Annotated in this window: 20 protein-coding genes, 1 tRNA gene and 1 pseudogene; 6 read left to right on the plus strand and 16 right to left on the minus strand. The window is 66.6% G+C overall.

Going from position 1 to position 19,878, the window contains the following annotated elements; translation table 11 throughout:
• Positions 1-90: 90 nt before the first annotated feature.
• The 4 genes and pseudogenes from BRAD285_RS34045 to BRAD285_RS34060 all read right to left on the minus strand — a co-directional run bounded on the left by BRAD285_RS34045 (position 91) and on the right by BRAD285_RS34060 (position 3,233).
• Complete coding sequence (locus BRAD285_RS34045) at positions 91-498, minus strand: thiol-disulfide oxidoreductase DCC family protein (RefSeq protein ID WP_006611896.1); 408 nt, start codon at positions 496-498, stop codon at positions 91-93.
• Positions 498-1,824, minus strand: a pseudogene (locus BRAD285_RS34050) (SDR family oxidoreductase). Before BRAD285_RS34050 ends, BRAD285_RS34045 begins: the two are co-directional and overlap by 1 nt.
• A gap of 10 nt (positions 1,825-1,834) precedes the next feature.
• Entirely contained in the window at positions 1,835-2,302 is a 468-nt protein-coding gene (locus tag BRAD285_RS34055; RefSeq protein WP_035646336.1) for a DUF2269 domain-containing protein, read from the minus strand.
• Positions 2,303-2,312: 10 nt separating this feature from the next.
• Complete coding sequence (locus BRAD285_RS34060; RefSeq protein WP_006611901.1) at positions 2,313-3,233, minus strand: S9 family peptidase; 921 nt, start codon at positions 3,231-3,233, stop codon at positions 2,313-2,315.
• Between the two features lie 241 nt (positions 3,234-3,474).
• On the opposite strand from BRAD285_RS34060, the gene BRAD285_RS34065 reads away from it, so the two are divergent.
• Positions 3,475-3,984, plus strand: a complete 510-nt coding sequence (locus tag BRAD285_RS34065) for a GNAT family N-acetyltransferase (RefSeq protein WP_006611902.1) — start codon at positions 3,475-3,477, stop codon at positions 3,982-3,984.
• 188 nt (positions 3,985-4,172) lie between these two features.
• Positions 4,173-4,709 (plus strand): inorganic diphosphatase, encoded by a 537-nt coding sequence (gene ppa, locus BRAD285_RS34070; protein WP_006611903.1) that lies wholly within the window; start codon positions 4,173-4,175, stop codon positions 4,707-4,709.
• A 58-nt stretch (positions 4,710-4,767) separates the two neighbouring features.
• Here the strand turns inward: ppa and folD are convergent, their stop codons facing one another.
• The 3 genes from folD to BRAD285_RS34085 all read right to left on the minus strand — a co-directional run bounded on the left by folD (position 4,768) and on the right by BRAD285_RS34085 (position 6,576).
• A complete protein-coding gene (gene folD, locus BRAD285_RS34075) occupies positions 4,768-5,652 on the minus strand; it encodes a bifunctional methylenetetrahydrofolate dehydrogenase/methenyltetrahydrofolate cyclohydrolase FolD (protein ID WP_006611904.1) in 885 nt (294 codons plus the stop codon).
• Positions 5,653-5,931: 279 nt separating this feature from the next.
• Positions 5,932-6,261: a DUF167 domain-containing protein gene (locus BRAD285_RS34080; protein WP_006615375.1), complete on the minus strand. Its 330-nt coding sequence runs from the start codon at positions 6,259-6,261 to the stop codon at positions 5,932-5,934.
• A 24-nt stretch (positions 6,262-6,285) separates the two neighbouring features.
• The gene (locus tag BRAD285_RS34085; RefSeq protein WP_006615376.1) at positions 6,286-6,576 is read right to left on the minus strand and encodes a YggT family protein; all 291 of its coding nucleotides are present in this window, start codon (positions 6,574-6,576) and stop codon (positions 6,286-6,288) included.
• Between the two features lie 209 nt (positions 6,577-6,785).
• Here BRAD285_RS34085 and BRAD285_RS34090 point away from each other — a divergent pair.
• A tRNA-Ala gene (locus BRAD285_RS34090) sits at positions 6,786-6,861 on the plus strand.
• A gap of 133 nt (positions 6,862-6,994) precedes the next feature.
• Here BRAD285_RS34090 and BRAD285_RS34095 read toward each other — a convergent pair.
• The 5 genes from BRAD285_RS34095 to BRAD285_RS34115 form a co-directional block, all read right to left on the minus strand.
• On the minus strand, positions 6,995-7,804 hold the full coding sequence (locus BRAD285_RS34095) for a glutamine amidotransferase (RefSeq protein ID WP_035648861.1): 810 nt from the start codon (positions 7,802-7,804) through the stop codon (positions 6,995-6,997).
• Positions 7,805-8,060: 256 nt separating this feature from the next.
• Entirely contained in the window at positions 8,061-8,840 is a 780-nt protein-coding gene (locus BRAD285_RS34100) for an SDR family oxidoreductase (protein ID WP_006615378.1), read from the minus strand.
• A 219-nt stretch (positions 8,841-9,059) separates the two neighbouring features.
• Positions 9,060-9,527, minus strand: a complete 468-nt coding sequence (locus tag BRAD285_RS34105) for a TerB family tellurite resistance protein (RefSeq protein ID WP_006615379.1) — start codon at positions 9,525-9,527, stop codon at positions 9,060-9,062.
• A gap of 138 nt (positions 9,528-9,665) precedes the next feature.
• On the minus strand, positions 9,666-11,063 hold the full coding sequence (locus BRAD285_RS34110) for a cytochrome P450 (RefSeq protein ID WP_006615380.1): 1,398 nt from the start codon (positions 11,061-11,063) through the stop codon (positions 9,666-9,668).
• A 174-nt stretch (positions 11,064-11,237) separates the two neighbouring features.
• On the minus strand, positions 11,238-12,608 hold the full coding sequence (locus tag BRAD285_RS34115) for a hypothetical protein (RefSeq protein ID WP_006615381.1): 1,371 nt from the start codon (positions 12,606-12,608) through the stop codon (positions 11,238-11,240).
• A gap of 155 nt (positions 12,609-12,763) precedes the next feature.
• Here BRAD285_RS34115 and BRAD285_RS34120 point away from each other — a divergent pair, with 155 nt between their 5' ends.
• Complete coding sequence (locus BRAD285_RS34120; protein ID WP_006615382.1) at positions 12,764-14,446, plus strand: MFS transporter; 1,683 nt, start codon at positions 12,764-12,766, stop codon at positions 14,444-14,446.
• 16 nt (positions 14,447-14,462) lie between these two features.
• On the opposite strand, the gene BRAD285_RS34125 is transcribed toward BRAD285_RS34120, so the two are convergent.
• Complete coding sequence (locus tag BRAD285_RS34125) at positions 14,463-14,678, minus strand: hypothetical protein (RefSeq protein ID WP_006615383.1); 216 nt, start codon at positions 14,676-14,678, stop codon at positions 14,463-14,465.
• Between the two features lie 115 nt (positions 14,679-14,793).
• Complete coding sequence (locus BRAD285_RS34130) at positions 14,794-15,081, minus strand: hypothetical protein (RefSeq protein ID WP_006615384.1); 288 nt, start codon at positions 15,079-15,081, stop codon at positions 14,794-14,796.
• Between the two features lie 340 nt (positions 15,082-15,421).
• Between BRAD285_RS34130 and BRAD285_RS34135 the strand changes: the two genes are divergently transcribed.
• Positions 15,422-16,468, plus strand: a complete 1,047-nt coding sequence (locus BRAD285_RS34135; RefSeq protein ID WP_006615385.1) for a polysaccharide deacetylase family protein — start codon at positions 15,422-15,424, stop codon at positions 16,466-16,468.
• Positions 16,469-16,559: 91 nt separating this feature from the next.
• On the opposite strand, the gene BRAD285_RS34140 is transcribed toward BRAD285_RS34135, so the two are convergent.
• Positions 16,560-16,973, minus strand: coding sequence for a hypothetical protein (locus BRAD285_RS34140; RefSeq protein WP_087877706.1), 414 nt, complete (start codon positions 16,971-16,973; stop codon positions 16,560-16,562).
• 429 nt (positions 16,974-17,402) lie between these two features.
• Here BRAD285_RS34140 and BRAD285_RS34145 point away from each other — a divergent pair, with 429 nt between their 5' ends.
• On the plus strand, positions 17,403-17,981 hold the full coding sequence (locus BRAD285_RS34145) for a hypothetical protein (RefSeq protein WP_006613418.1): 579 nt from the start codon (positions 17,403-17,405) through the stop codon (positions 17,979-17,981).
• 377 nt (positions 17,982-18,358) lie between these two features.
• Here the strand turns inward: BRAD285_RS34145 and BRAD285_RS34150 are convergent, their stop codons facing one another.
• Entirely contained in the window at positions 18,359-19,762 is a 1,404-nt protein-coding gene (locus BRAD285_RS34150; protein ID WP_006613209.1) for a GSCFA domain-containing protein, read from the minus strand.
• Between the last annotated feature and the right edge of the window lie 116 nt (positions 19,763-19,878).

Consider the following 19,878-nt stretch of genomic DNA (forward strand, 5'->3'; position numbering starts at 1 on the left):
AGTTTGGAAGAGAATTTCATGCTCAAATAAATCGATCCAACGAATTATAGCGGACATTCCGTTCGTTTCAATCGATCAATTCGCCGCTTCCTACTCCAGCACCCGCCGGCGCAACTCGGCGTCCGGCACGAAGCACGAGTCGTATTTGCCGAAGATGCGATAGCGGTTGCGCGCGACCACGCTGTAAACCGCGTCGCGCAGCGGCTTGGGCACCCCGAACAGCGCGCGCGTCCAACTCCAGCCCGGCAGGTTCGACAGCACGGTCAGCGCCGCATCGGATTTCAGATGCGCCTTGCCGCTCTGCACGACGGCGTTGGTGTCTGGCTCATCCGGGTCGATCCCGAACGTCTGCGCCAGCCGGATGCCATAGGGCGACTGGATCGGCGTGAAGCGGAAGCGCTTGGCCGTGTCGCGCGCGATCACGAATTGCACCCAGCGCGAGCAAAACACGCAGACGCCGTCATAGAGGATCACATCGTCGTCGGGCCAGCTCGTCATCAGCGATTGTCCATCATCAAGAGCGCGACCAGCATCAGCACGATCGCAGGCCCCGTCTTCACTAATGCGCCGAGCGGCTCGAGCCAGAGGTCGGGGGTCAGCACCGCGCATCCCACCATATAGCCGAGCGAGACGAAGATGCCGGCAGCGAGGCCGAAAGCCGCCGTTTTGCGGAATGCGATCAACACGCCGACGGAGATGTCCATCATGCTGGTGATCGCCGCGAACGGGATCGCAAATCCCTCCGGCCAGCCGCGCGTGGTCAGGATCGCGGTCGTTGCCGGGAATGAGATGAACAGCGCGATGCTGCCGGACGCGACCCAGAACAGCACGAGGCTCGCGATGATCAGCGCCTTGATCAGGAACAGCCGCGCGAACCATTTGTCCTGGATCGTAGCGCCATGGGTGCCGACGGCTTCGCCCAGCCGCGTGGGCGCGATGCCGGTGGCCGCGATCCACGGCGCAGGATCCCCGCGTACGCCGCGCCGAAGCTCCGCGATCGCCGTACGGCGCATCGGCGGCATCCAGCCGAGCCGGCTTGCCAGGTCGCCGGCGGCGGCGCCGAGATCGACCAGCGCCGCCGGCAATGTGATGCGTGGCCATTTCGTCGTGCCGAAGCTGCGCCTGAACGCGGCGATGACGTCACCCAGCATCACCGGCTCGGGCTGCATCAGATCCCAGCTCACCGCCCGCGTCGCGTGCTCATCGATCGGCCGCGAAGCGAGCCAGGCGATGGTCGCGGCGATGTCGGCAACGTCCACCGGCTGGAACGGCGTCGCCGCGTCCTTGGCCGGCAGATCGATCGGAAACGCCGCAAGCGCGCGCAGCCGCGCTGCCGCCATAGGCCGATGGTGCGATCACGAAGCCTGGCCGGAGGATCGCATGCGGAAGGCCTGAGGATGCGATCAACCGCTCCGCCTCGCGCTTGGTCGTGGCGAAAGCGGTGCGATCCTCATCGGCCGTCCCGGAAATCGAGATGTGGATCAGCCGCACGCTGCGGCTGCTCGCCGGGATCGCGGCGAGCAGCCGCGCGACGAACTCGCGGTGCACGGCGCTGGTGTCGCTCCCCGGGCCGTCCTGCAGAACGCCAAGGCAATTCACGACGACGTCGATCTCATGCACGCGCATGAGCCCCGCCAAGGCCGATGCATCGAGCGCCATGATCGGCAGCTCGATATCGAGCGCCGAGATCCGCTGTGAGGCCGAGAACGCGCGCGCCACGCCGACCGCTGTAAAGCCGCGCCGGCGCAAATCGTCGGTGATGAAGCGGCCGATCAGCCCGGAGGCGCCGAGCACGAGGACGCGCGAAGTCGGAGCAGCGATCATGCAAAACCTATTAGTAGGGTTTGGCGATCATCAGCCAGAGAATGGCCATGACCGAGCCGAAGCCGGGAATGCCGCACAGGAACCAGCGGCGGAAGACGGTGAAATAGCGCCGCGGCAGTTTCTCGCCGCTGCGATCGGCGGCGCGCGCGAGGTCGCGCAGCTCGATCTGCATGAAAATCACCGGCACCCAGAACAGCCCGGCGATCGCGTAGAGCGCGAGCGAGGTGAGCAGCCAACGCTCGGTCACGGCCGTGGACGACAGCCACATCAACGTGCCGCCGGTCACGGGCTGGAGCAGAACGGCGGACAACGTGAACAGCATGTCCGCGATGACGACCACACCGGCCGTTCGTGCGATGAACGCGGCCTCGCCGCCGAGATGCGCCATCAGCATGAAGAACGCGATTCCCGTGCCGGTGCCGAGGATGACGATGGCGCCGAGCACGTGCAGATATTTGACCAGGAAATACAGCGTCATCATGGTCCTGTCAGTTCGCCGGCATCGGCCGGGCCGACCGCCGCGCCAGGGGCTTGGTCAACACGGGCTTGGTCAACGCTCGCCCGAGTGCGTCTGAAGCCGCTTCGACGCCGCCGTCCTGCTCGATCAGCCAGTGTCCGTCAGTCCCAGATGACGGCAGCAGATGGAAGTCGACATGGCCGCCGGCTGATCGGAAGGCATCGGCAAGCTGCCGCGAGAAGGCGGGTGGAAAGTAGCTGTCATTGGCGGCGATCAGCCAGGTGACGGGAGCGCGCGCGTTGCGGCCGAAGGCGCTCGCCGCCGCGCGCAGACGGTCCGCGGCGCACACGCGACCCGGCACGTCGTCGGCGTGACCGCCACGGCCGGGCGCGAATGCAACGATCCTCGAGATGACCTGATCAGGCTGATCTGCCAGCGCGAGCGCGCCCCAGCCGCCTGCCGAATGGCCGATGACGACGGCGCCGCCTTTCGCAATGAACGGTTGATCGCGCATGTAGTTGAGTGCGCGCAGGATCTGCGCCGCCGTCGCGCGTCCGGACTTCTCGTAGTCCGGCTCATCGCAGCCGCCTTGTTCCTCGACATAAGGCCCGCCGGTGCGACCATGCCCGAGACGCTCCGGCAGCAGCACGGCATAGCCGCGCGCCACCAGCTTCCTGGAAAGCGCCGTGTAGCTCGTCTGCGGCAACTGCGCCCGGCGCAGCGGATTCTGCGTCGACGCATGCGCGATCAGGGCGAGCGGAAACGGTCCATCCCCGGCCGGCCGATACAGCAACGCATGGGCAGGGAATCCCGCCTCTGTCGACGGCACCAGCCATTGCTGCTGCCGGGCCGGCCCACCTTCCGGCGCCACCGGGCCGAACGTCTGCGCCCACGCGGTCGATCCTGTCAGGACGAGCGCAATCAACCATGAGACGCAGCGAAGCAGCACCATTCAGCCGGGCGGGAAGATTGTTGAGCTCGGGCCACACTAGCCGAGGCCGGCGCGAGTCAGTTGCAGTTTTTCGTTCGTCGTATGAACCCGCGGTGACAGGACACCGCCGACCCTCAACAATGTTGCGAATTTGTCCCTTTTCGGCACAGGTTTCCGCCGCTGTGATGCCGAAAATCCACAGGTTAACCGATCTTTAACGTGGCACCTTGAAGGCGGACCGCCGACTTGCTTTGATCCGGTCATGAGCACAACCCTGATCGAAGTCCGTCCGGCCAAGGCTGCAGATGCGGCTGCGGTGGCGTCAGCCCACGATGAAGCTTGGCGTTCTGCCTATCAGGGGATCATCCCCGGCGCAGAGCTGGAGAAGCTGATCAATCGGCGCGGCCCCCAATGGTGGGACAGCGCAATCCGCAAAGGCAGCCGCGTCAGCGTGCTGGTGTTCAACGACAAGGTCGCAGGCTATGCGAATTACGGCCGCAACCGCGCCCGCAGCCTGCACTTCGATGGCGAAGTCTACGAGCTTTATCTGCGACCGGAATTTCAGGGGCTGGGGTTCGGTCGCCGGCTCTTTCAGTCTGCTAAGCGCGATCTCGCGCAGAGCGGCCTGAAGAGCATGGTGGTGTGGGCGTTGTCCGACAACGACCCCGCCACCGAGTTCTACCGCGCGTTGGGCGGCCGCATGGTCGCGCGGTCGTCGGAGCGCTTCGGACCGAAGTCGCTCGACAAGGTCGCCTTTGCCTGGACCAACTGAGTCCGGGCCGGCTTGGGCTCTGCGACGCGTTAAGCGTTAACGCGTCGGTGAATTGAACTGAAGGTCTGGATTTGAGGTAGCTGTTGCGCAGCCGCGATTTTTTTGCGACTGCGAATGCGAGCGCTCATGTCACGAGCGTCCGACCCTCAAACGTTCAAGTTCAACCGTTCAAGTTCAACGGAGCATTCATGCGCATCGACGCCATCCCGATCGGGAAAGATCCGCCGCGCGAGGTCAACGTCGTCATCGAAGTGCCGGTCGGCGGCGAGCCGATCAAGTACGAGCTCGACAAGGAAGCCGGCACTCTGTTCGTCGATCGCTTCCTCTACACGGCGATGCGCTACCCCGGTAATTACGGCTTCATCCCGCACACGCTGTCGAATGACGGGGATCCCTGCGACGTGCTGGTCGCCAACACCCGGGCGATCGTGCCCGGCGCGGTCATGAGCGTGCGCCCGGTCGGCGTCCTGATCATGGAGGACGAGGCCGGCGGCGACGAGAAGATCATCGCGGTGCCGTCGTCCAAGCTGACCCAGCGCTACGACAAGGTTCGCACCTACAGCGACCTGCCGGACATCACGCTGCAGCAGATCCAGCACTTCTACGAGCACTACAAGGACCTCGAGCCGGGCAAGTGGGTCAAGGTGCTGCGCTGGGGCAATGCCGACGACGCCCACCAGCTGATCGCCGAGGGCATCGCCCGCGCCAAGGCCGCGAAGAAGTAACACCCAACTAATGCCATCCGGGGTTGGCTCAGTGAGCCGCCCCGGAAAGACAGCAGGCTCACACTGCCGGCTTCGGCAGCCCGGCGATGGCGCAGGCGGCGCGCAGCGTGTTCACCAGCAGGCAGGCCACCGTCATCTGGCCGACGCCGCCGGGCACCGGCGTGATCGCGCCGGCCACCTCTGCCACCTCCGCGTAGGCGACATCGCCGACCAGCTTGGTTTTCCCCTCGGCGGTGGGGATACGGTTGATGCCGACATCGATCACCGTCGCGCCCGGCTTGATCCAGTCGCGCTTCACCATCTCCGGACGGCCGACGGCCGCATAGACCAGATCGGCGCGCGCGGTCAGCGCCGGCAGATCGCGCGAGCGCGAATGCGCGATCGTCACCGTGGCGTTCTCGTTCAGCAGCAACTGCACCAGCGGGCGTCCCACCAGGTTCGAGCGGCCGATCACGATCGCATTCATCCCCTCCAGCGAGCCATGCACCGTCTTGCTAAGAATGATGCAGCCGAGCGGCGTGCACGGCGCCAGCGCCGACTGGCCGCCGGCGAGCCGGCCCGCATTGTGCGGATGCAGGCCATCCACATCCTTGGCTGGATCGATCGTATTGATCACGACCTCCGTCTCCAGCCCCTTCGGCAGCGGCAGCTGCACCAGGATGCCGTGCACGGCGGGATCCTGGTTGAGCCTGCCGATCAGCGCCAGCAGCTCCGCCTGCGACACGTCGGCCGGCAGCTTGTGCTCGAACGAAGCCATGCCGGCGGCCTGGGTCTGGGTGTGCTTGCTGCGGACATAGACCTCGGAGGCCGGATCGTTGCCGACCAGCACCACGGCGAGGCCCGGCGTCAGGCCATGGTCACGCTTGACCCGCTCCACCTCGCCGGCGACCTGCGCGCGCAGATCGGCTGCGATGATCTTCCCGTCGATGATGCGTGCGGTCATGTCGGATCCTCTCGTGCAGCGCAGTTTCACTTCGTTGGCAGCATGGTCGACGCTGCAAGCTCCCACCCTCCCCTGGAGGGGGAGGGTCGATCGCACGCGAAGCGGGCGAGCGGGGTGGGGTGATCTCTCCGCCCGCACTGGTGCTTGTGGAGAGATCACCCCACCCCGCCTCACGTTTCGCTTCGCTCTCCGTGAGGCGACCCTCCCCCTCCAGGGGAGGGTGGAGACCGCCGCGCACGAAGCGAGCGCCTTGGCTCGACCGTCTCCCGTCTGCTCTCGTTATGTCCCGGTCGGCTTATGGGCTGCGAGGAGGTCGCGCAAGGCCTGATCGAGCTTCGACGCATCACCGTCGATCGCCACCTGTTTCAGCCGTGCGGTCGTGCCGGAGGTGATTCGCACCGCCTTCTTGGTCACGCCGATGGCCTTCGCCAGGAGCTCGGTGACAGCGCGATTCGCTTCGCCGCCATCGGCGATCGCCCGTACCCGGACCTTGAGCACGCTGCGGCCGTCGGACAGCGTTTCGACGCCGTCGATCGCATCGCGGCCGCCGCGCGGCGTCACCCGCAGGGCAACGGTCAGGCCGCCCGCGGCAGGACGCCAGGGGTCCATCGCGGGCTCCTCGCGAGCAGCGCGTCAGAACACGTAGGGATAGATGTAATAGCCGATGACCCGCTGGATCAGCATGATGATCAGGATCAGGATGATCGGCGAGATGTCGAGGCCGCCGAGATTGGGCAGCATGCGCCGGATCGGGGCCAGCACCGGCTCGGTGATTCGGTAGAGGAATTCGGCGACCGCGGAGACGAACTGATTGCGCGTGTTGACGACGTTGAAGGCGATCAGCCACGACAGGATCGCCGAGGCGATGAGCAGCCAGACATAGAGGTCGAGAACGATCAGAACGATGTCGAGAACGGCACGCATGCGGGTCCACTCGGGGGCGAGGTCGCGGATTCGACCTGTGTTGCTCGGTAGATATCGGTTCCGCCCCGTCCAAACAAGGGAAGCTGGGCGTCAAGGCTAACGGGCGATGTGAGCGTTCTTGACTTGACCAGGGCACCGACTGTAAATGGCGCCCGATCCGCCGGCTGCCTTCCCAATCTCGTGTGGCCGTGACGAAGCGATCGTGTTTCGGGGCCATAGCTCAGCTGGGAGAGCGCGTCGTTCGCAATGACGAGGTCGGCGGTTCGATCCCGCCTGGCTCCACCACGCTTCGCCCTTCGGGCTACGCGTGGCGCAGCCGCGCAGTGCCCGAATGGCGAAGCGTCGTGCCCGGCGAAGCCACTTGGCGAAGCCGGGCTGACTTAGATCTCCAAAGCCCAATAATCTGAAAGCACGGCTCCTACTCCGCCGCCTCGGCCATCGCCGCCACCGGCTGCCGTTCCAGCCACCCATCCAGGAAATGCTTCAGCCACACCCGCTCGGCGGCATCGTGCACAGCGCGGCCTTCGAAATGATGATGGCGCGGGCAGGCGCCCGGCGTGTCCAGCCGGGCATGGCCGCGCGTGGTCCAGCGGCACATCATCGCGTAGGTGACATCCGGGTGGAATTGCAGCCCGGTGGCGTTCTCGTATTGATAGGCCTGAACCGGGAAGTCGCCGCCCTCGGCGAGCAGGTCCGCGCCGGCGGGCAGGTCGAAGCCTTCCCGGTGCCAGTGATAGACGTGGTCGGGCCAATGCGGGCATAGCTTCTTGCCCGCGCGCGTCGGGCGGATCGGGTAATAGCCGATCTCGGCGCGGCCCTGCGGATGCGGCGCCACCCGCGCGCCGAGCTGCATTGCCAGCATCTGCGCCCCCAGGCAGATCCCGAGAAACGGGCGCTGCTCGCGCAGCGGCACCTCGATCCAATCGATCTCGCGCCTAACGAAATCATCGGGGTCGTTGGCGCTCATCGGACCGCCGAAAATCACGGCACCCGAATGCCCATCGAGCGTCTCCGGCAGGGGATCGCCGAAGCGCGGCCGGCGGATGTCGAGCCGGTAGCCGCGCGCGCGCAGCGCGTTGCCGATGCGGCCGGGACTCGATGTTTCCTGGTGCAGGATGATGAGCACGGGCCGACGCGGCGCAGCCGCCGCAGCCGGCTTCGAGGGCAGGGGCCGAACGTCCGCCGTGGCGGTCCCGTTCGAAGAGAGCGAAGGGTCTGGCCTGAGCATCACCTGGCAATCGTAGCTAAGCGAAGATTAACGGTGCGTGAGCAAGTCCAGATTTCCAAGCAAGCACCGGGCCAGCACGGAGAGATTCGCTCCGCGCAAGGAATCATCTGCGCGCCGTTTCGTGATAGCCGAAGACGACCGGTCAGGTCGAAAAGTGCGGAACGAAAATCTCGTGTGGTGCCAGCCCTGACGATGCCCCCGAGGCAACGCCGCGGATCGCGCGGGGCGAATGTCGGATCCGCGACTGCGGCGCCGATCAGCTCCGCTTCAGCTGCAGCCGTCCGACCGCGTCGAGGATGAATCCCCGGGGGAACCAGCGCAGCAGGAACGGCACGATCTTGATGCCGATCCCCGGCAGCACCACGCGCTTGTCGGCCATCAGACCGCGATAGCCGGCCTCTGCGACCGCCTTCGGCGAGACGTTGAGGATCACCGAATCGACGCCCGGCTTGAAACCGGCGCGGTCCTGGAATTCCGACGGCACCGGCCCCGGGCACAGCACGGTGACGCGTACGCCATGCGGCGCCAGCTCCTTGCGCAGCGCCTCGGTGAACGAGATCACATAGGCCTTCGAGGCGTAATAAACCGCCATGCCCGGTCCTGGCAGGAAGCCGGCGACCGAGCCCAGGTTGAGGATGCCGCCTTTGTTGCGGATGAGCTGGTGGGAGAAGCGCAGCGACAGCTCGGTCAGTGCGCGAACGTTCACCGAGATCATGTCCAGCTGATCGGTGCGGTCGAGCTGCACCGCCTTGCCGAACAGCCCGAAGCCGGCATTGTTGACCAGGTATTGCAGCTCCACGCCGGCCGCCGACAGCGCAGCCTCGATGGCGGCGCCGGCTTCAGGCGAGGTCAGGTCGCAGGGGATGACGAGCGGCGCAGGGCCACCCTTGGCGGCGATCTCCGCGGCGAGCGCCGTCAGCCGGTCCTCGCGGCGGGCCGTGAGCGCCAAACGGTGTCCGTTCGCGGCGAACACGCGGGCCAGCTCGGCCCCGATCCCCGACGACGCACCCGTTATCAGCGTGACACGTTCACTCACGACACCTGCTCTTCGATCACATTCCGAACATCATCCGATTGCCGCGGACGAGAGCATAGGCAGCAGGGAACATGCAAGCCGCCGCAAAATGCGGCGCGGCGCCCAATTGACGCAATCTCTTCGGATTCACATAGGTTTACAGGAACACCGGGTGCCGGGAACAAAATTAAAGTTTGTTCATCCGCGTTCCTCCCCTGAGACTTTTTGGGCGGATCGGGCTCAGGCCGGGTTCCCCTGTCGCCGGTCCGCCACCCGGTGCTTCAGGTCGACCCGGTCACGGGTGGAGATGCCCAGCAGCTCCGAAGCGCGCCAGACCACGTTGTCCTCGAACTCGGTCACCTTGCCGTCGGCGTAGACCAGCTCCCACATCATCTCGACGATGCGCAGCCGTCCGGCCTCGTTGACCTCGCGCATGATCACGCTGGTGAAGCGGTAGAGATCGACCGCCTCGCCCTCGGCCAGCATGGCCTGGGCGATCAGCCGGTCGGCGGCGCCGTGGTCGAGCCCGAAGCGCAGCTCGATCAGGCTGTGCAGCTTGCGCCGCTCGGCCTCGCTCGGCTCGCCATCCAGCGAGATCACGTGGATCAGCAGCGCGGTCGCGGCCAGCTGGTAGCCATTGTCATCAAAGGCCGGCGTCTCGTGCGGCGAAACGACATCGGCGATGAATTGGCGCAATCCTTCGAGCATGGCGTCCTTCGCGCTGGTATCCCGGGTCCTCAGCCGGCCCGTCTCCTCAATATGCGAACCACTATCGGATCCGGCAATCCGCGGATCGCTCGGAGCGCATGACATTTCGGTAAAGTCGGGCCGGCGGCCGCGCGCTGCTCAACGCGGCGTGATTTTGAACAGCGGCGACCGGTCAGGCTGGGTCGTCACCACGCCGACCGGGATGACCGGTGCCCGGTCTACGACCTCGATCCGGAAAGCGCCGACCAGGCGCGCCAGCGCCAGCACCGCCTCGACCAGCGCGAAATGCGCGCCGATGCAGACCCGCGCGCCCGCCCCGAATGGCAGATAGGCGAACCGCTCCGGCGGAGGCGCGCCGGGCATGAAGCGCTCCGGCTTGAAGGCATTGGGCGCGTCCCACAGCTTCTCATGCCGGTGCAGCAGCCAGGGCGCGATCAGCACGACATCGCCGCGCTTGACCCGGTATTGGGCGATCTGGTCCGGTCCGCTGGCGGCGCGCGCGATCAGGAAGGCCGGCGGATACAGCCGCAGCGTCTCGTCCATCACCGCGCGCGTGAACGGCAATTGATCCGGATTGCTGAGATCGGTCGCCGCGCGAACCTCCTGCGCGAGCTTGTCCTGGTTAGTCGGATCGAGCGCGATCAGATACAGCGCCCAGAACAGCGCGGTGGCCGTGGTCTCGTGCCCGGCGAGGATCATGGTCGCGACCTCGTCGGCAAGCTGCGCATCGGTGAACGCGGCGCCGGTCTCGGGATCGCGCGCAGCCCCCATCAGGTCGAACAGGTCGCGCGGCGGCGCGTCCTCCAGCTTGCCGGCCGCGCGGCGCTCGGCCATCAGCGTGCCGATGAAATCGGTCCAGCGCTGGCGGAAGCGGCGGCGCGCCAAATCGCGCGGCGTCGGCCAGGACAGCGGCAGCACGATGTCGAGCAGATGCGGCGCCGCCAGCCGCTCGCCATACTCGTAGACGAAGTCGCGCAAGGTCGTGCCGTGGCGGCCCATCTCGAACGAGAACATCGTGCGCCCCGCGATGTCCAGCGTCATGCGCTGCATGGTCTCGCGCAGGTCGATCGGCTGCCCGCACTGCTGCCGCAGCCGGTCGACGGTCTCGTCGGTCACCGCGACCATGTGCGGAATGAGCCCGGAGACGGCGCGCGGCGTGAAGGCCGGCGCCAGGGTGCGACGCTGGTGCTTCCACGCTCGGCCCTCGGCGATCAGGAGGCCCTCACCGAGCACCGGACGCAGCACGCGGATCGCGCCGACCGTGCGGGCGTAGTTCTCCCAATTGTCGACCAGCACATGCTTGATCGTCTCGGGCGTGTTGAGGATGTAGCTGGAGCTGCCGAGGAAGCGGCCGCGGATGATCTCGTCCTCATAGGCGCGCTGGCTCCAGGTGGCGATCGCGTTCTGCCCCATCATCAGCACGCGACGAAGCGCGCCCATGCTGTCGGGCGCGCGCGGCGGCATCGGCGGGATCAGCGGTCCCCGTGACTGCTGGACCCGTGCCTGCGGCAGATAGTGGATCTCGGCCGTGCTCATGGACGTCCTCGCAACGGTGCTGCGCCGAAGCGCCTGCGGCTGCAGACGTCGCAGCCGGGCGCGGACGGGCTCGCGCCCAGGACAAGCCTATCCGGGCCGCGTGCTGCCATCGTGACGGGGAGGACACGATCTCGGGTCCTCCGGGAACTCTGACGTACCATCTTACTCCAGCAACTAATTAGTCAGCTCGATCAGCGCAATCCTGCTCTCCGATGCTGGCCAAAGCCGGGCGGCGATGCGTTCCTCGTTGAACAGTCCGATGACGCTGCGGCCGACGTCGCCTGCCGGCAGCCGCAATGTCGTTGCCGCATCGGTCGGGACGCCCTTCTGTACGTCCGCGGGCTCCTTGCCGTCGAGCAGCACGATGTCGCGCGGCAGGCCAAAATAGCCGCGTGGCCTGGTCATGATGACGATGGCGCCCGCGCCAGCGTCGGCCTGGCCCATGGGGCGCGCTGCCCGCAAATGCACCACATCCGACGAGCGCGGGAACGGCGAGCGGTAAAAGTGCGTGATCGGTGCGTTCGGTGACGTCAGTACGATCTCGACAGAGGAGGTCGGATCGATCTCCGCAGGCCCCCAGCGACCATCGGCCCCGGTCTGGCCGCGATACACCGGCTCGCCCTGGCGTGCGCCGGTCTCGGCCGAGACGCGATACACCTCCACGCTGGCGCCGGCGACGGGGCGATTGGTCGGCGCGCCGCCCGGCGTTCCCGTGACGAGGCCGCTGATGCGCACCTCGCGCTCCGGCTGGATCGCGATGAAGGCCGGCTCACGGCCGGCGATGAACTTGTAGATCTCCCGGAACGCGCGTGGATGGAACGCGACCTCGCGATGGTCGAGCGCGCCGATCACGAGGTTGGTGGCGCCCTTCAGCGCCGGACCCTCGGCGGTGATGCCGGTGGGCACGCCGGGCTTGCCGACGAGGCGCCCATCGGACTGCGCATATTTGTCGAGCCCGTCGCTGCGCAAGGTCAGGAAGACGGTGCCTTCCGTCACCTCGCTGTCGCCGGTGTTCAGTCCGCGCAGGAATGGACCGCGGCCATTGAACTCGCTGCCGGGGCTGTCGTCCCAGTCGAACACGCCGTGATTGGGTGTGCCGCACAGCACGGCATGGCTGACATCGGCGCCGCCGCCGTTCTTGACGACGTTGCGGATCGCATTGCCGCCGCGCGAGCTGCCGACCAGCGCGACGCGCGCAGCACCCGTGCGCTCCTTCAGCGCCTTGATGGCGTCGCTGAGCTCGCGGCGCTGATCCTCGGTCGAGGACCGGTTCGGCTGCGCCACGGCGTCGTCATTGCGGGCCAAGGGATCGGTGAAGTTCAGCGCCGCGAGGCGCGCGCGCGGCACGCCGTTGGATTCCATCCGCCACAGCGCGGTCATCCACAGCGCCGCGTGATCGCCATTGCCGTGCACGAACAGCACCGGCGGCATGTCGCTCGCCGAGGGCGCTGCCGTCGTTTGCGCCGAGGCAGGTAAGGTCAGACCGCTGGTCAGCAGTGGCAGGGTTCCCATGCTCTGCAAAATGGTGCGGCGCGTCAGCGTCATCGGCGGTCCTCCGTCTCGTTCATTCTGTGTTCGTTGGCCGCAGTCCATGATCGGGGATCGCGCACTGGACAGCGGCTGATATTCGCAGGCATCACATACGTCCGGCCGGAATCAAGCGATAGTTCAATGCAAACGGACGACGTGGACGGACCTGAATGAATGCGCCTCCGAAACGAGAGCTGTTCGCCGCGGAGAGCATCGCCGCGCCGCTGAAGCACATTGTGTTCCGCCGCATCTGGCTGGCGAGCCTGCTGTCGAATCTCGGACTCCTGATCCAGGCCGTCGGCGCCGCCTGGGCGATGACGCAGATGACCTCCTCGGCCGACAAGGTCGCGCTGGTGCAGACCGCCTTGATGCTGCCGGTGATGTTCATCTCGATGCCGGCCGGCGCCGTCGCCGACATGTACGACCGGCGCATCGTGGCGCTGGTCTCGCTCGCGGTCGCGCTCGGCGGCGCCACGACGCTCACCGTGTTGGCCCGGCTCGGCATGATCACGCCCGAGCGTCTGCTCGCGCTGTGCTTCGTGATCGGCAGCGGCATGGCGCTGATGGGTCCGGCCTGGCAGTCCTCGGTGAGCGAGCAGGTGCCGCCGGAGACGTTGCCGGCGGCGGTCGCGCTCAACGGCATCAGCTACAACATCGCGCGCAGCTTTGGCCCGGCGATCGGCGGCGTCATCGTGGCCGCCGCAGGCGCGGTCGCCGCGTTTGCCGCGAACGCCCTGTTGTATCTGCCGCTGCTGGCGGCGCTGTTTCTGTGGCGGCGCGTGGTCGAGCCGAGCCGGCTGCCGCGCGAGCCGCTCAACCGCGCCATCGTCTCCGGCGTCCGCTACATCATCCATTCGCCGTCGATCCGCATCGTGCTGATCCGCACCCTCGTCACCGGCATCATCGGCGGCTCGATCTCGGCGCTGATGCCGCTGGTGGCGCGCGACCTGCTGCATGGCGGCGCGCAGACCTACGGCATCATGCTCGGCGCGTTCGGCATGGGCGCCGTGGTCGGCGCGCTCAACATCGGCGAGATCAGGAAGCGGCTGTCGGGCGAGGCCGCGATCCGCACCTGCGCGCTGACCCTGGGGGCTGCGACGGCTGCGGTGGGGCTGAGCGGCGAGCCGGTGCTGACGGCCGCGGCGCTGGTCATCGCCGGCGCCGTCTGGATGCTCGCGGTCGCGCTGTTCAACATCGGCGTGCAGCTGTCGGCGCCGCGCTGGGTCGCGGGCCGCGCGCTGGCGGCGTTCCAGGCGGCGATATCAGGCGGCATCGCGATCGGCAGCTGGGGCTGGGGCCGTCTCACCGACGCCGCCGGCGTCGAGGTGGCGCTGCTGGTCTCGGGCGCGCTGATGATCGCCTCGCCGCTGCTCGGCCTGTGGCTGCGCATGCCGCCGATCGGCGCCCGCAACGAGGACGGCGAGACCCTGGCCGATCCCGAGGTGCAGCTGGAGCTGACGCCGCGCTCGGGGCCGCTGGTGGTCGAGATCGAGTATCGCGTCGCCGAGGACACTGCCCGCGCGTTTCACGACCTGATGCAGGAGGTGCAGCTCAGCCGGCAGCGCAACGGCGCCTATGGCTGGTCGATCGCGCGCGACATCGCCGATCCCGAGCTCTGGACCGAGCGTTATCACTGTCCGACCTGGATCGACTATCTGCGCCAGCGCAACCGCTCGACCCGCGCCGAGCGCGAGCTGCACAAGCGAGCGATCGACTTCCACATCGGCGCCGATCCGGTGCGCATCCGCCGCATGCTGGAGCGGCCGTTCGGCTCGGTGCGCGGCCGCGACGACATCGACCGCACCGCGGAGCAGGCCCCGGCGGTGGCGTCCACGGCGCGGAGCGGACCGTAGCGCGGCGGCAGAGGACTTACTGCCCGTGCTCGGTCAGCACCTTGTCGCAGGCCTTCGACAGCTTGGCGCGGTGCTCCTTGAGGCACGCCAGGACCGCCTGGTCGCCGTTGTTCATCACGGCGCGGCAATGCCGCGACACGTCGCGTGCGCAGGCATCCTGGCCGACCTGCTGCTGGGCCGAAGCCGCTGACGCGAGCAGGAGGAAGGGGATGATCACCAAGACTTTGTTCATGACTGACGCCTCGCTCCCGGCATTGAGGGTTTGGCGGCGCTTTTAGTGGCCACAACCGGGCCTCGCAAGCGCCTCGGTCGCAGCCGAGGCGCGCAGGCGGAGCCGGGGAGGGGCCTCAGTTGGACTCGCCGGCTTCGGCGACCTTGCCGTTCCGCTTGAGGACCTCCTTGTCGAGCACCGTGCGGCAGCCGGAGCTCAGCGAGGAGCGGTTCTTGATCATGCAGGCGGTGACCGCCGGGATGTTCGGGATCTCGCTGCTGCACAGGCGGAAGGCGTCGCCGGTGCACATCTGCTGCGCCTCGGCGCTGAAGGCGAAGCTGGCGCTCGAGCTGAGGGCCGAGATGGCGGCGACGCCGGCGGCGGTCAGAACGGCGGTGCGGAGGAGATTGAAGGTCTTCGTCATGGCTGGCTCCCATCGGCTCCGCATCAGCGCGGGGCCCTTGTTCAATGCGTCCATCATGGCCGGCCCGCTCTCTAGCAACAGTGACGCGAGTCACGCCAGATCGGGCCCTTCAACCCAGCTCCGCAATCCTGTCGCGTGGCGCGTGCGGGACCTTGCCGCGGCGACATGTCACTCCGGCGAACTGCCGATCTGGCGCGTGCATCACTCTGGAAATGTTCGCCGATCACCACCGTGTTGGGACCGCGTTAACGAGTCGTTGGCATTAATGGATTTCAAATGAGGGCGGCGGAAATCCTCGTGTCCGCCTGTCACGTGTCTCGCGTTTTCGGGAAGAGTAACCATGCGTAATGCGTTAGGCTTGCTGCTGGCCACCGTCGTCGCGGCGCTGGCGATCACCGGTGTCTGGTATTGGGTGTCCAAGCCCAACGCCGCCAAGGCCGCAGCGCAGAGCGCAGCGGCAAAGCCCTCCGAACCTGCACCGCCGCCGCCGACCAGGGTCGCGGCCAAGGGCGCGAAGGACGATGTCGACTATACCGGCACCGTGCCGGCGAAGCCCGCGGCGTCCGCCGCCCTGCCGGTGCAGCCGAAATCGACCTGCGCCAATCCGGATGCGCTCGGCATCTCGCGGACCGTCGTGGTCGACACCACGGGCGGCCCCGGCTTCGGTCTCGACCATTTCAAGCAGTTCGACTTCCTCGCCGACCACGAAGTCGTGCTGACCTTCGATGACGGCCCGTGGCCGGTCAACACGCCGGCCGTGCTGAAGGCGCTGGCCGACGAATGCACCACCGGCATCTTCTTCACCATCGGCAAGCACGCGACCTATCATCCGGAGATCCTGCGCCAGGTCCAGGCGGCCGGTCACGTCGTCGGCGTGCACACCTGGTCGCACGTCAATCTGAACGGCAAGAAGATGACCGACCAGATTGCCAAGGACGAGCTGGAGAAGGGCATCAGCGCAGTGAAGTTCGCGCTCGGCGGTAGCAACCCCGCGCCGTTCTTCCGCTTCCCGCAGCTGCAGCACCGGCCGTCGGCGGTGGCCTATCTCGGCGAGCGCAACGTCGCGATGTTCTCCTGCGACGTCGACAGTTTCGACTTCCGCTCCAAGGACGCCGACCAGGTCGTGAACACGGTCATGACCGGGCTTGAGAAGAAGGGCAAAGGCATCATCCTGATGCACGACTTCCAGAAGAACACGGCGCTGGCGCTGCCGACCCTGCTGCGGCGGCTGAAGGCCGGCGGCTACAAGGTCGTCGCGATGAAGCCGAAGGGCACGCTCGACACGCTGCCGGAGTATGACGCGATGGTCGGCCAGGATCCGAAGCTGCCGACCACCATGACCAATGCGCGGCCGATCTCGAGCGTGATCCAGACCGTCCAGCAGTGACGCCGCATCCGCCTCTCAACGCGAAGGCCGGGCAGCTTGCCCGGCCTTTTTCGTTGTCGGCCTGATGCCAAAACTCACCTGATGCTGAGGCTCACCAATAGATGCCGTGGCGGTGCAGCTCGCGCACGATGCGCGCCTCCGTCCAGCCCTTGCTGCGCGGCTTGCTCGCGCGTGCCGATTTCGATCGCCGCGACGAGGTTTGCACCGGCTTGGCCTGCTCGGTGGCGGTGCTTGCGGTCGCCGGGGCGGCCTGCGCGGCGGCAGGTGCCGGTGCTGCTGCCGTCGCCGGAGCGGCTGACGCCGCCGGAGCGGGCTGGGCCTGGGCGGTCGCCGCCGGCGCGGGGGCCGGCGTGATCGTGACCTCGCCGGCCTGCTGCACATAGGTCGGCCGCGGCGCCGGCGCCGCGGTCTCGCTCGGCGACAGCGACAGGCTGCGGGTTCCCTGGGCCTGGGCTGTGGTGGCGGATGCGAGCACCAGGGCTCCGATCAGGATCATCTTGCGCATGTGAGAAACTCCCCTCGTTGATGGAGGCGAGGTTTAAGCGCTCGCGGGGTGCTTCGATGTGATGCCGGTCACATCAGCCGCTGCAAGTCTGAATTGAACCACGCCCGCCGGCACGTCGGCGCGGCACGGAGCACCATTTTTCTCGGAACCTTTTTGCCGTCGCGGCGACTTCCGTTGAGGACGACAGGCGTGGGGACGCATCGGTCCAACATTCCGATAAGCGATGGTTGGCAGCGCTCGCGCCGGGGGCGCATCGCAATTCCGCTCAGCCAGGTTTGCTACCACATTACCGTCATGACGAGGTGTTCCATGGAGACGGAACGGCCGAAAGCTCAGGTATGAGCGTATGCATACCTACTGCCTGTTGGTGATGTTTAGAAAGTTCGCCGAATTCGATACTGACCTTCGTTTAGCGGGAAGGATGGGCGCATGCGCCGGATGATGATTGCGTTTCTCCTGGCGGCCGCCGTCTTGCAGACCGTCATCGGCCCGGCCCTCGCCCAAGGCGGCGAGAACGAGGTCGAGGAGATCTATATCGGCCGCACCGTGCGCCATGGCCGCGTAGTGCCCTCGGATTTCTGCGCGCCGACCAAGACCGGCTTTGCGCCGGCGCTGGAAGACCAGCTCGCGGTCCAGTCCGTCAACGTGCAGCCCGGCGATGGCCGCATGACCGGCACCAACGACAAGAGCATCGGCGAGATGCGGGTGTGCATCGGGCAGGCGATGGACCCGACCCAGCTCGGCACCTACACCGAAGGCCAGCTCAACGGCATCGCCTTCACCGGCATCGGCGAGTGCCGGCTGGTGCGCGGCAATCTGCCGGAGGAGGGCATCCTCACCCACCGCTGCTTCATGGCGCTGTCGGGCTTGCCCGCGCCCTATGTCGGCGGTTTCCTGATCACCAGCTCGCTGTATTCGAAGACCCCGTTCGGGCCCGAGAGCTCGCCGCCGGGCTACGCCCAGGCCGGCATCATGATCGTTCGGCTGTGGAAGAAGCGGCTGCCCTGAGGCCGCCGTTCTCCACGCCTCCTAAAGCGCGATGAGATCAGGATGAATCGTCATCGCGCTTTAGGTTGTTGTTTGCGCATGATCTTTTCGGAAAACCGCTGCGCACTTTTCCGGATCATGCTTTGAGCATGCTGTGATCGCGCGGAAACGCGTCATACCTTGATCGCCATGCCCCCGATGATCACGACGGCAGCACGGCGATCTCAGTCTCACCCTCCCCTCGAGGGGGAGGGTCGATCGCACGCGAAGCGGGCGAGCGGGGTGGGGTGAAGCCGCGGAAACCGGTGCAAGTGGACAGACCACCCCACCCCGGCTCACACGCGCTTCGCGCCTATGAGCCGACCCTCCTCCTCCAGGGGAGGGTGATAGTTCTCCGGTCAGGCCGGCGAGAAGGTCTGCACGAAGGCGCGCACCGTCGCCGACACCTTGTCCTCGGAGACGTGCCACGCCGCGCCGTCATCGGCCGCAAAGAAGCTGGAGGCATTGGAGCCGCCCCAGCGGAACACCTCGAAGGACGGCCAGTACCAGATGTCCTCGAGGTTCGAGTTGTTCACGACCTCGTGCGCGACCAGCCGCATCGTGCTCTTCGACAGGCAGTCGGCCTGCACCACCGATTCATATTCGAACGATGTGAGCAGCGGCACTGGCGACACCGTGACGATGACCTTGATGCCCGGCGAGATGCTCCTGACGAAGTCGATCAGATAGAGCACGTTGTCGACGTTCTCCTGCACGGTCGCGGTGCGGAACTTGTACTTCTCGGCCAGCGCCCGCGAGTTCAGCGCGGTCGGCCGCGGCAGCACGAAGGCGCCGGTCTCGCGGTCGAAGAAGGCGGCGGCCACGCCCAAGGTCAGGATGAAGACGTCGGCCTGCCGGATCACCGACAGCGTGTTCTCCTTGCTCGAGCCCGGCGGCAGCAGCTCGACGATGCGCTCGCGGATCTCCGGATCGATCTTTGCATCGCGCAGCCAGTCGACGAACACGCGGTTCGCGAACGTGGTGTTGATGTATTCCGAGATCTCCATGTGGTGGCTGGAATAGCCGCTGTCGTTCAGGCTCTTCGACAGATTGCGCGCGAAGCACGAGCCCATCGTGAAGAAGCGCGTGCTCTTGTCGAGGAATTTCGGCGCGGCGGCGAGGTTGACGGCGATGTGGTTGGTGATCAGCGTCTGCAGATCGCCGAGAAAGTCCTTGGTCTCCGGATAGCGGCCGACCTTGGCGCGTCCCTTGACGTCCTTTGCCTTGCCCTTCTTGGCGTTGGAGCGCGCGATCTCCAGCGTCTCGCGATTGGTCGGCAGGTCATAGGCCGGGTCGAGCTTGATCGCCTTCTCGAGCGCGGCCACCGCCTCGTCGAACTCGTTGTTCTGGGTCAGGATCTCGCTGAGCGAGAAATAATCGGCGGCCTGGTTGGAGGCGTGGGCGAGCTTGCGGAACAGCTCCATCGAGCGCGTGAACGGACCGACATGGCTGCAGCGCACGGCGGCGCTGCGGATCAGATGCAGATTGCCCTCGGTCGCCTGCTCGAAAATCTGGGGGTTCTCGTCGAGGATCGCCAGCATCATGTCGCGCGCCTCGGCGCGCTTCTTGTGCGAGCCGTCGTCGATCAGCTGCGCATAGATGAAGCGGGCGTTGATGTCCTTGGGGTCGAGCTCGAGCAGCTTCTGGAAGGCGAGCTGCGCGCTGACGAAATCCTTGTCCTCGATATATTTGTAGGCGAGCGTCCGGATCTGGCCGAGGATCGATTGAAACTGCGTGTGACTGTCGAGGGCAGTGGTGCTCATGTCGAGGCTCGCCTTGTGTCTCGTTGCTGTTCGGCCGTTGATCCGGCTCGCTGCGGCTGCCAGAGCCGCGCGTCGTCGCGTCGGGCCGAATTGTCACGCGCGCACACAGCGCAGAC

The organism is Bradyrhizobium sp. ORS 285, assembly GCF_900176205.1.
Taxonomy (GTDB): Bacteria; Pseudomonadota; Alphaproteobacteria; order Rhizobiales; family Xanthobacteraceae; genus Bradyrhizobium.

Excerpts from the sequence above, each read along its gene's own strand:
- BRAD285_RS34045 (WP_006611896.1), bottom strand. The coding sequence starts at position 498 with ATGACGAGCTGGCCCGACGACGATGTGATCCTCTATGACGGCGTCTGC.
- BRAD285_RS34110 (WP_006615380.1), bottom strand. The coding sequence starts at position 11,063 with ATGAGCACGGCCGAGATCCACTATCTGCCGCAGGCACGGGTCCAGCAG.
- folD (WP_006611904.1), bottom strand. The coding sequence starts at position 5,652 with ATGACCGCACGCATCATCGACGGGAAGATCATCGCAGCCGATCTGCGC.
- BRAD285_RS34145 (WP_006613418.1), top strand. The coding sequence starts at position 17,403 with ATGCGCCGGATGATGATTGCGTTTCTCCTGGCGGCCGCCGTCTTGCAG.
- BRAD285_RS34095 (WP_035648861.1), bottom strand. The coding sequence starts at position 7,804 with ATGCTCAGGCCAGACCCTTCGCTCTCTTCGAACGGGACCGCCACGGCG.
- BRAD285_RS34150 (WP_006613209.1), bottom strand. The coding sequence starts at position 19,762 with ATGAGCACCACTGCCCTCGACAGTCACACGCAGTTTCAATCGATCCTC.
- BRAD285_RS34115 (WP_006615381.1), bottom strand. The coding sequence starts at position 12,608 with ATGACGCTGACGCGCCGCACCATTTTGCAGAGCATGGGAACCCTGCCA.
- BRAD285_RS34135 (WP_006615385.1), top strand. The coding sequence starts at position 15,422 with ATGCGTAATGCGTTAGGCTTGCTGCTGGCCACCGTCGTCGCGGCGCTG.
- ppa (WP_006611903.1), top strand. The coding sequence starts at position 4,173 with ATGCGCATCGACGCCATCCCGATCGGGAAAGATCCGCCGCGCGAGGTC.
- BRAD285_RS34125 (WP_006615383.1), bottom strand. The coding sequence starts at position 14,678 with ATGAACAAAGTCTTGGTGATCATCCCCTTCCTCCTGCTCGCGTCAGCG.
- BRAD285_RS34085 (WP_006615376.1), bottom strand. The coding sequence starts at position 6,576 with ATGCGTGCCGTTCTCGACATCGTTCTGATCGTTCTCGACCTCTATGTC.
- BRAD285_RS34130 (WP_006615384.1), bottom strand. The coding sequence starts at position 15,081 with ATGACGAAGACCTTCAATCTCCTCCGCACCGCCGTTCTGACCGCCGCC.
- BRAD285_RS34120 (WP_006615382.1), top strand. The coding sequence starts at position 12,764 with ATGAATGCGCCTCCGAAACGAGAGCTGTTCGCCGCGGAGAGCATCGCC.
- BRAD285_RS34055 (WP_035646336.1), bottom strand. The coding sequence starts at position 2,302 with ATGACGCTGTATTTCCTGGTCAAATATCTGCACGTGCTCGGCGCCATC.
- BRAD285_RS34140 (WP_087877706.1), bottom strand. The coding sequence starts at position 16,973 with ATGCGCAAGATGATCCTGATCGGAGCCCTGGTGCTCGCATCCGCCACC.
- BRAD285_RS34080 (WP_006615375.1), bottom strand. The coding sequence starts at position 6,261 with ATGGACCCCTGGCGTCCTGCCGCGGGCGGCCTGACCGTTGCCCTGCGG.
- BRAD285_RS34065 (WP_006611902.1), top strand. The coding sequence starts at position 3,475 with ATGAGCACAACCCTGATCGAAGTCCGTCCGGCCAAGGCTGCAGATGCG.
- BRAD285_RS34060 (WP_006611901.1), bottom strand. The coding sequence starts at position 3,233 with ATGGTGCTGCTTCGCTGCGTCTCATGGTTGATTGCGCTCGTCCTGACA.
- BRAD285_RS34105 (WP_006615379.1), bottom strand. The coding sequence starts at position 9,527 with ATGCTCGAAGGATTGCGCCAATTCATCGCCGATGTCGTTTCGCCGCAC.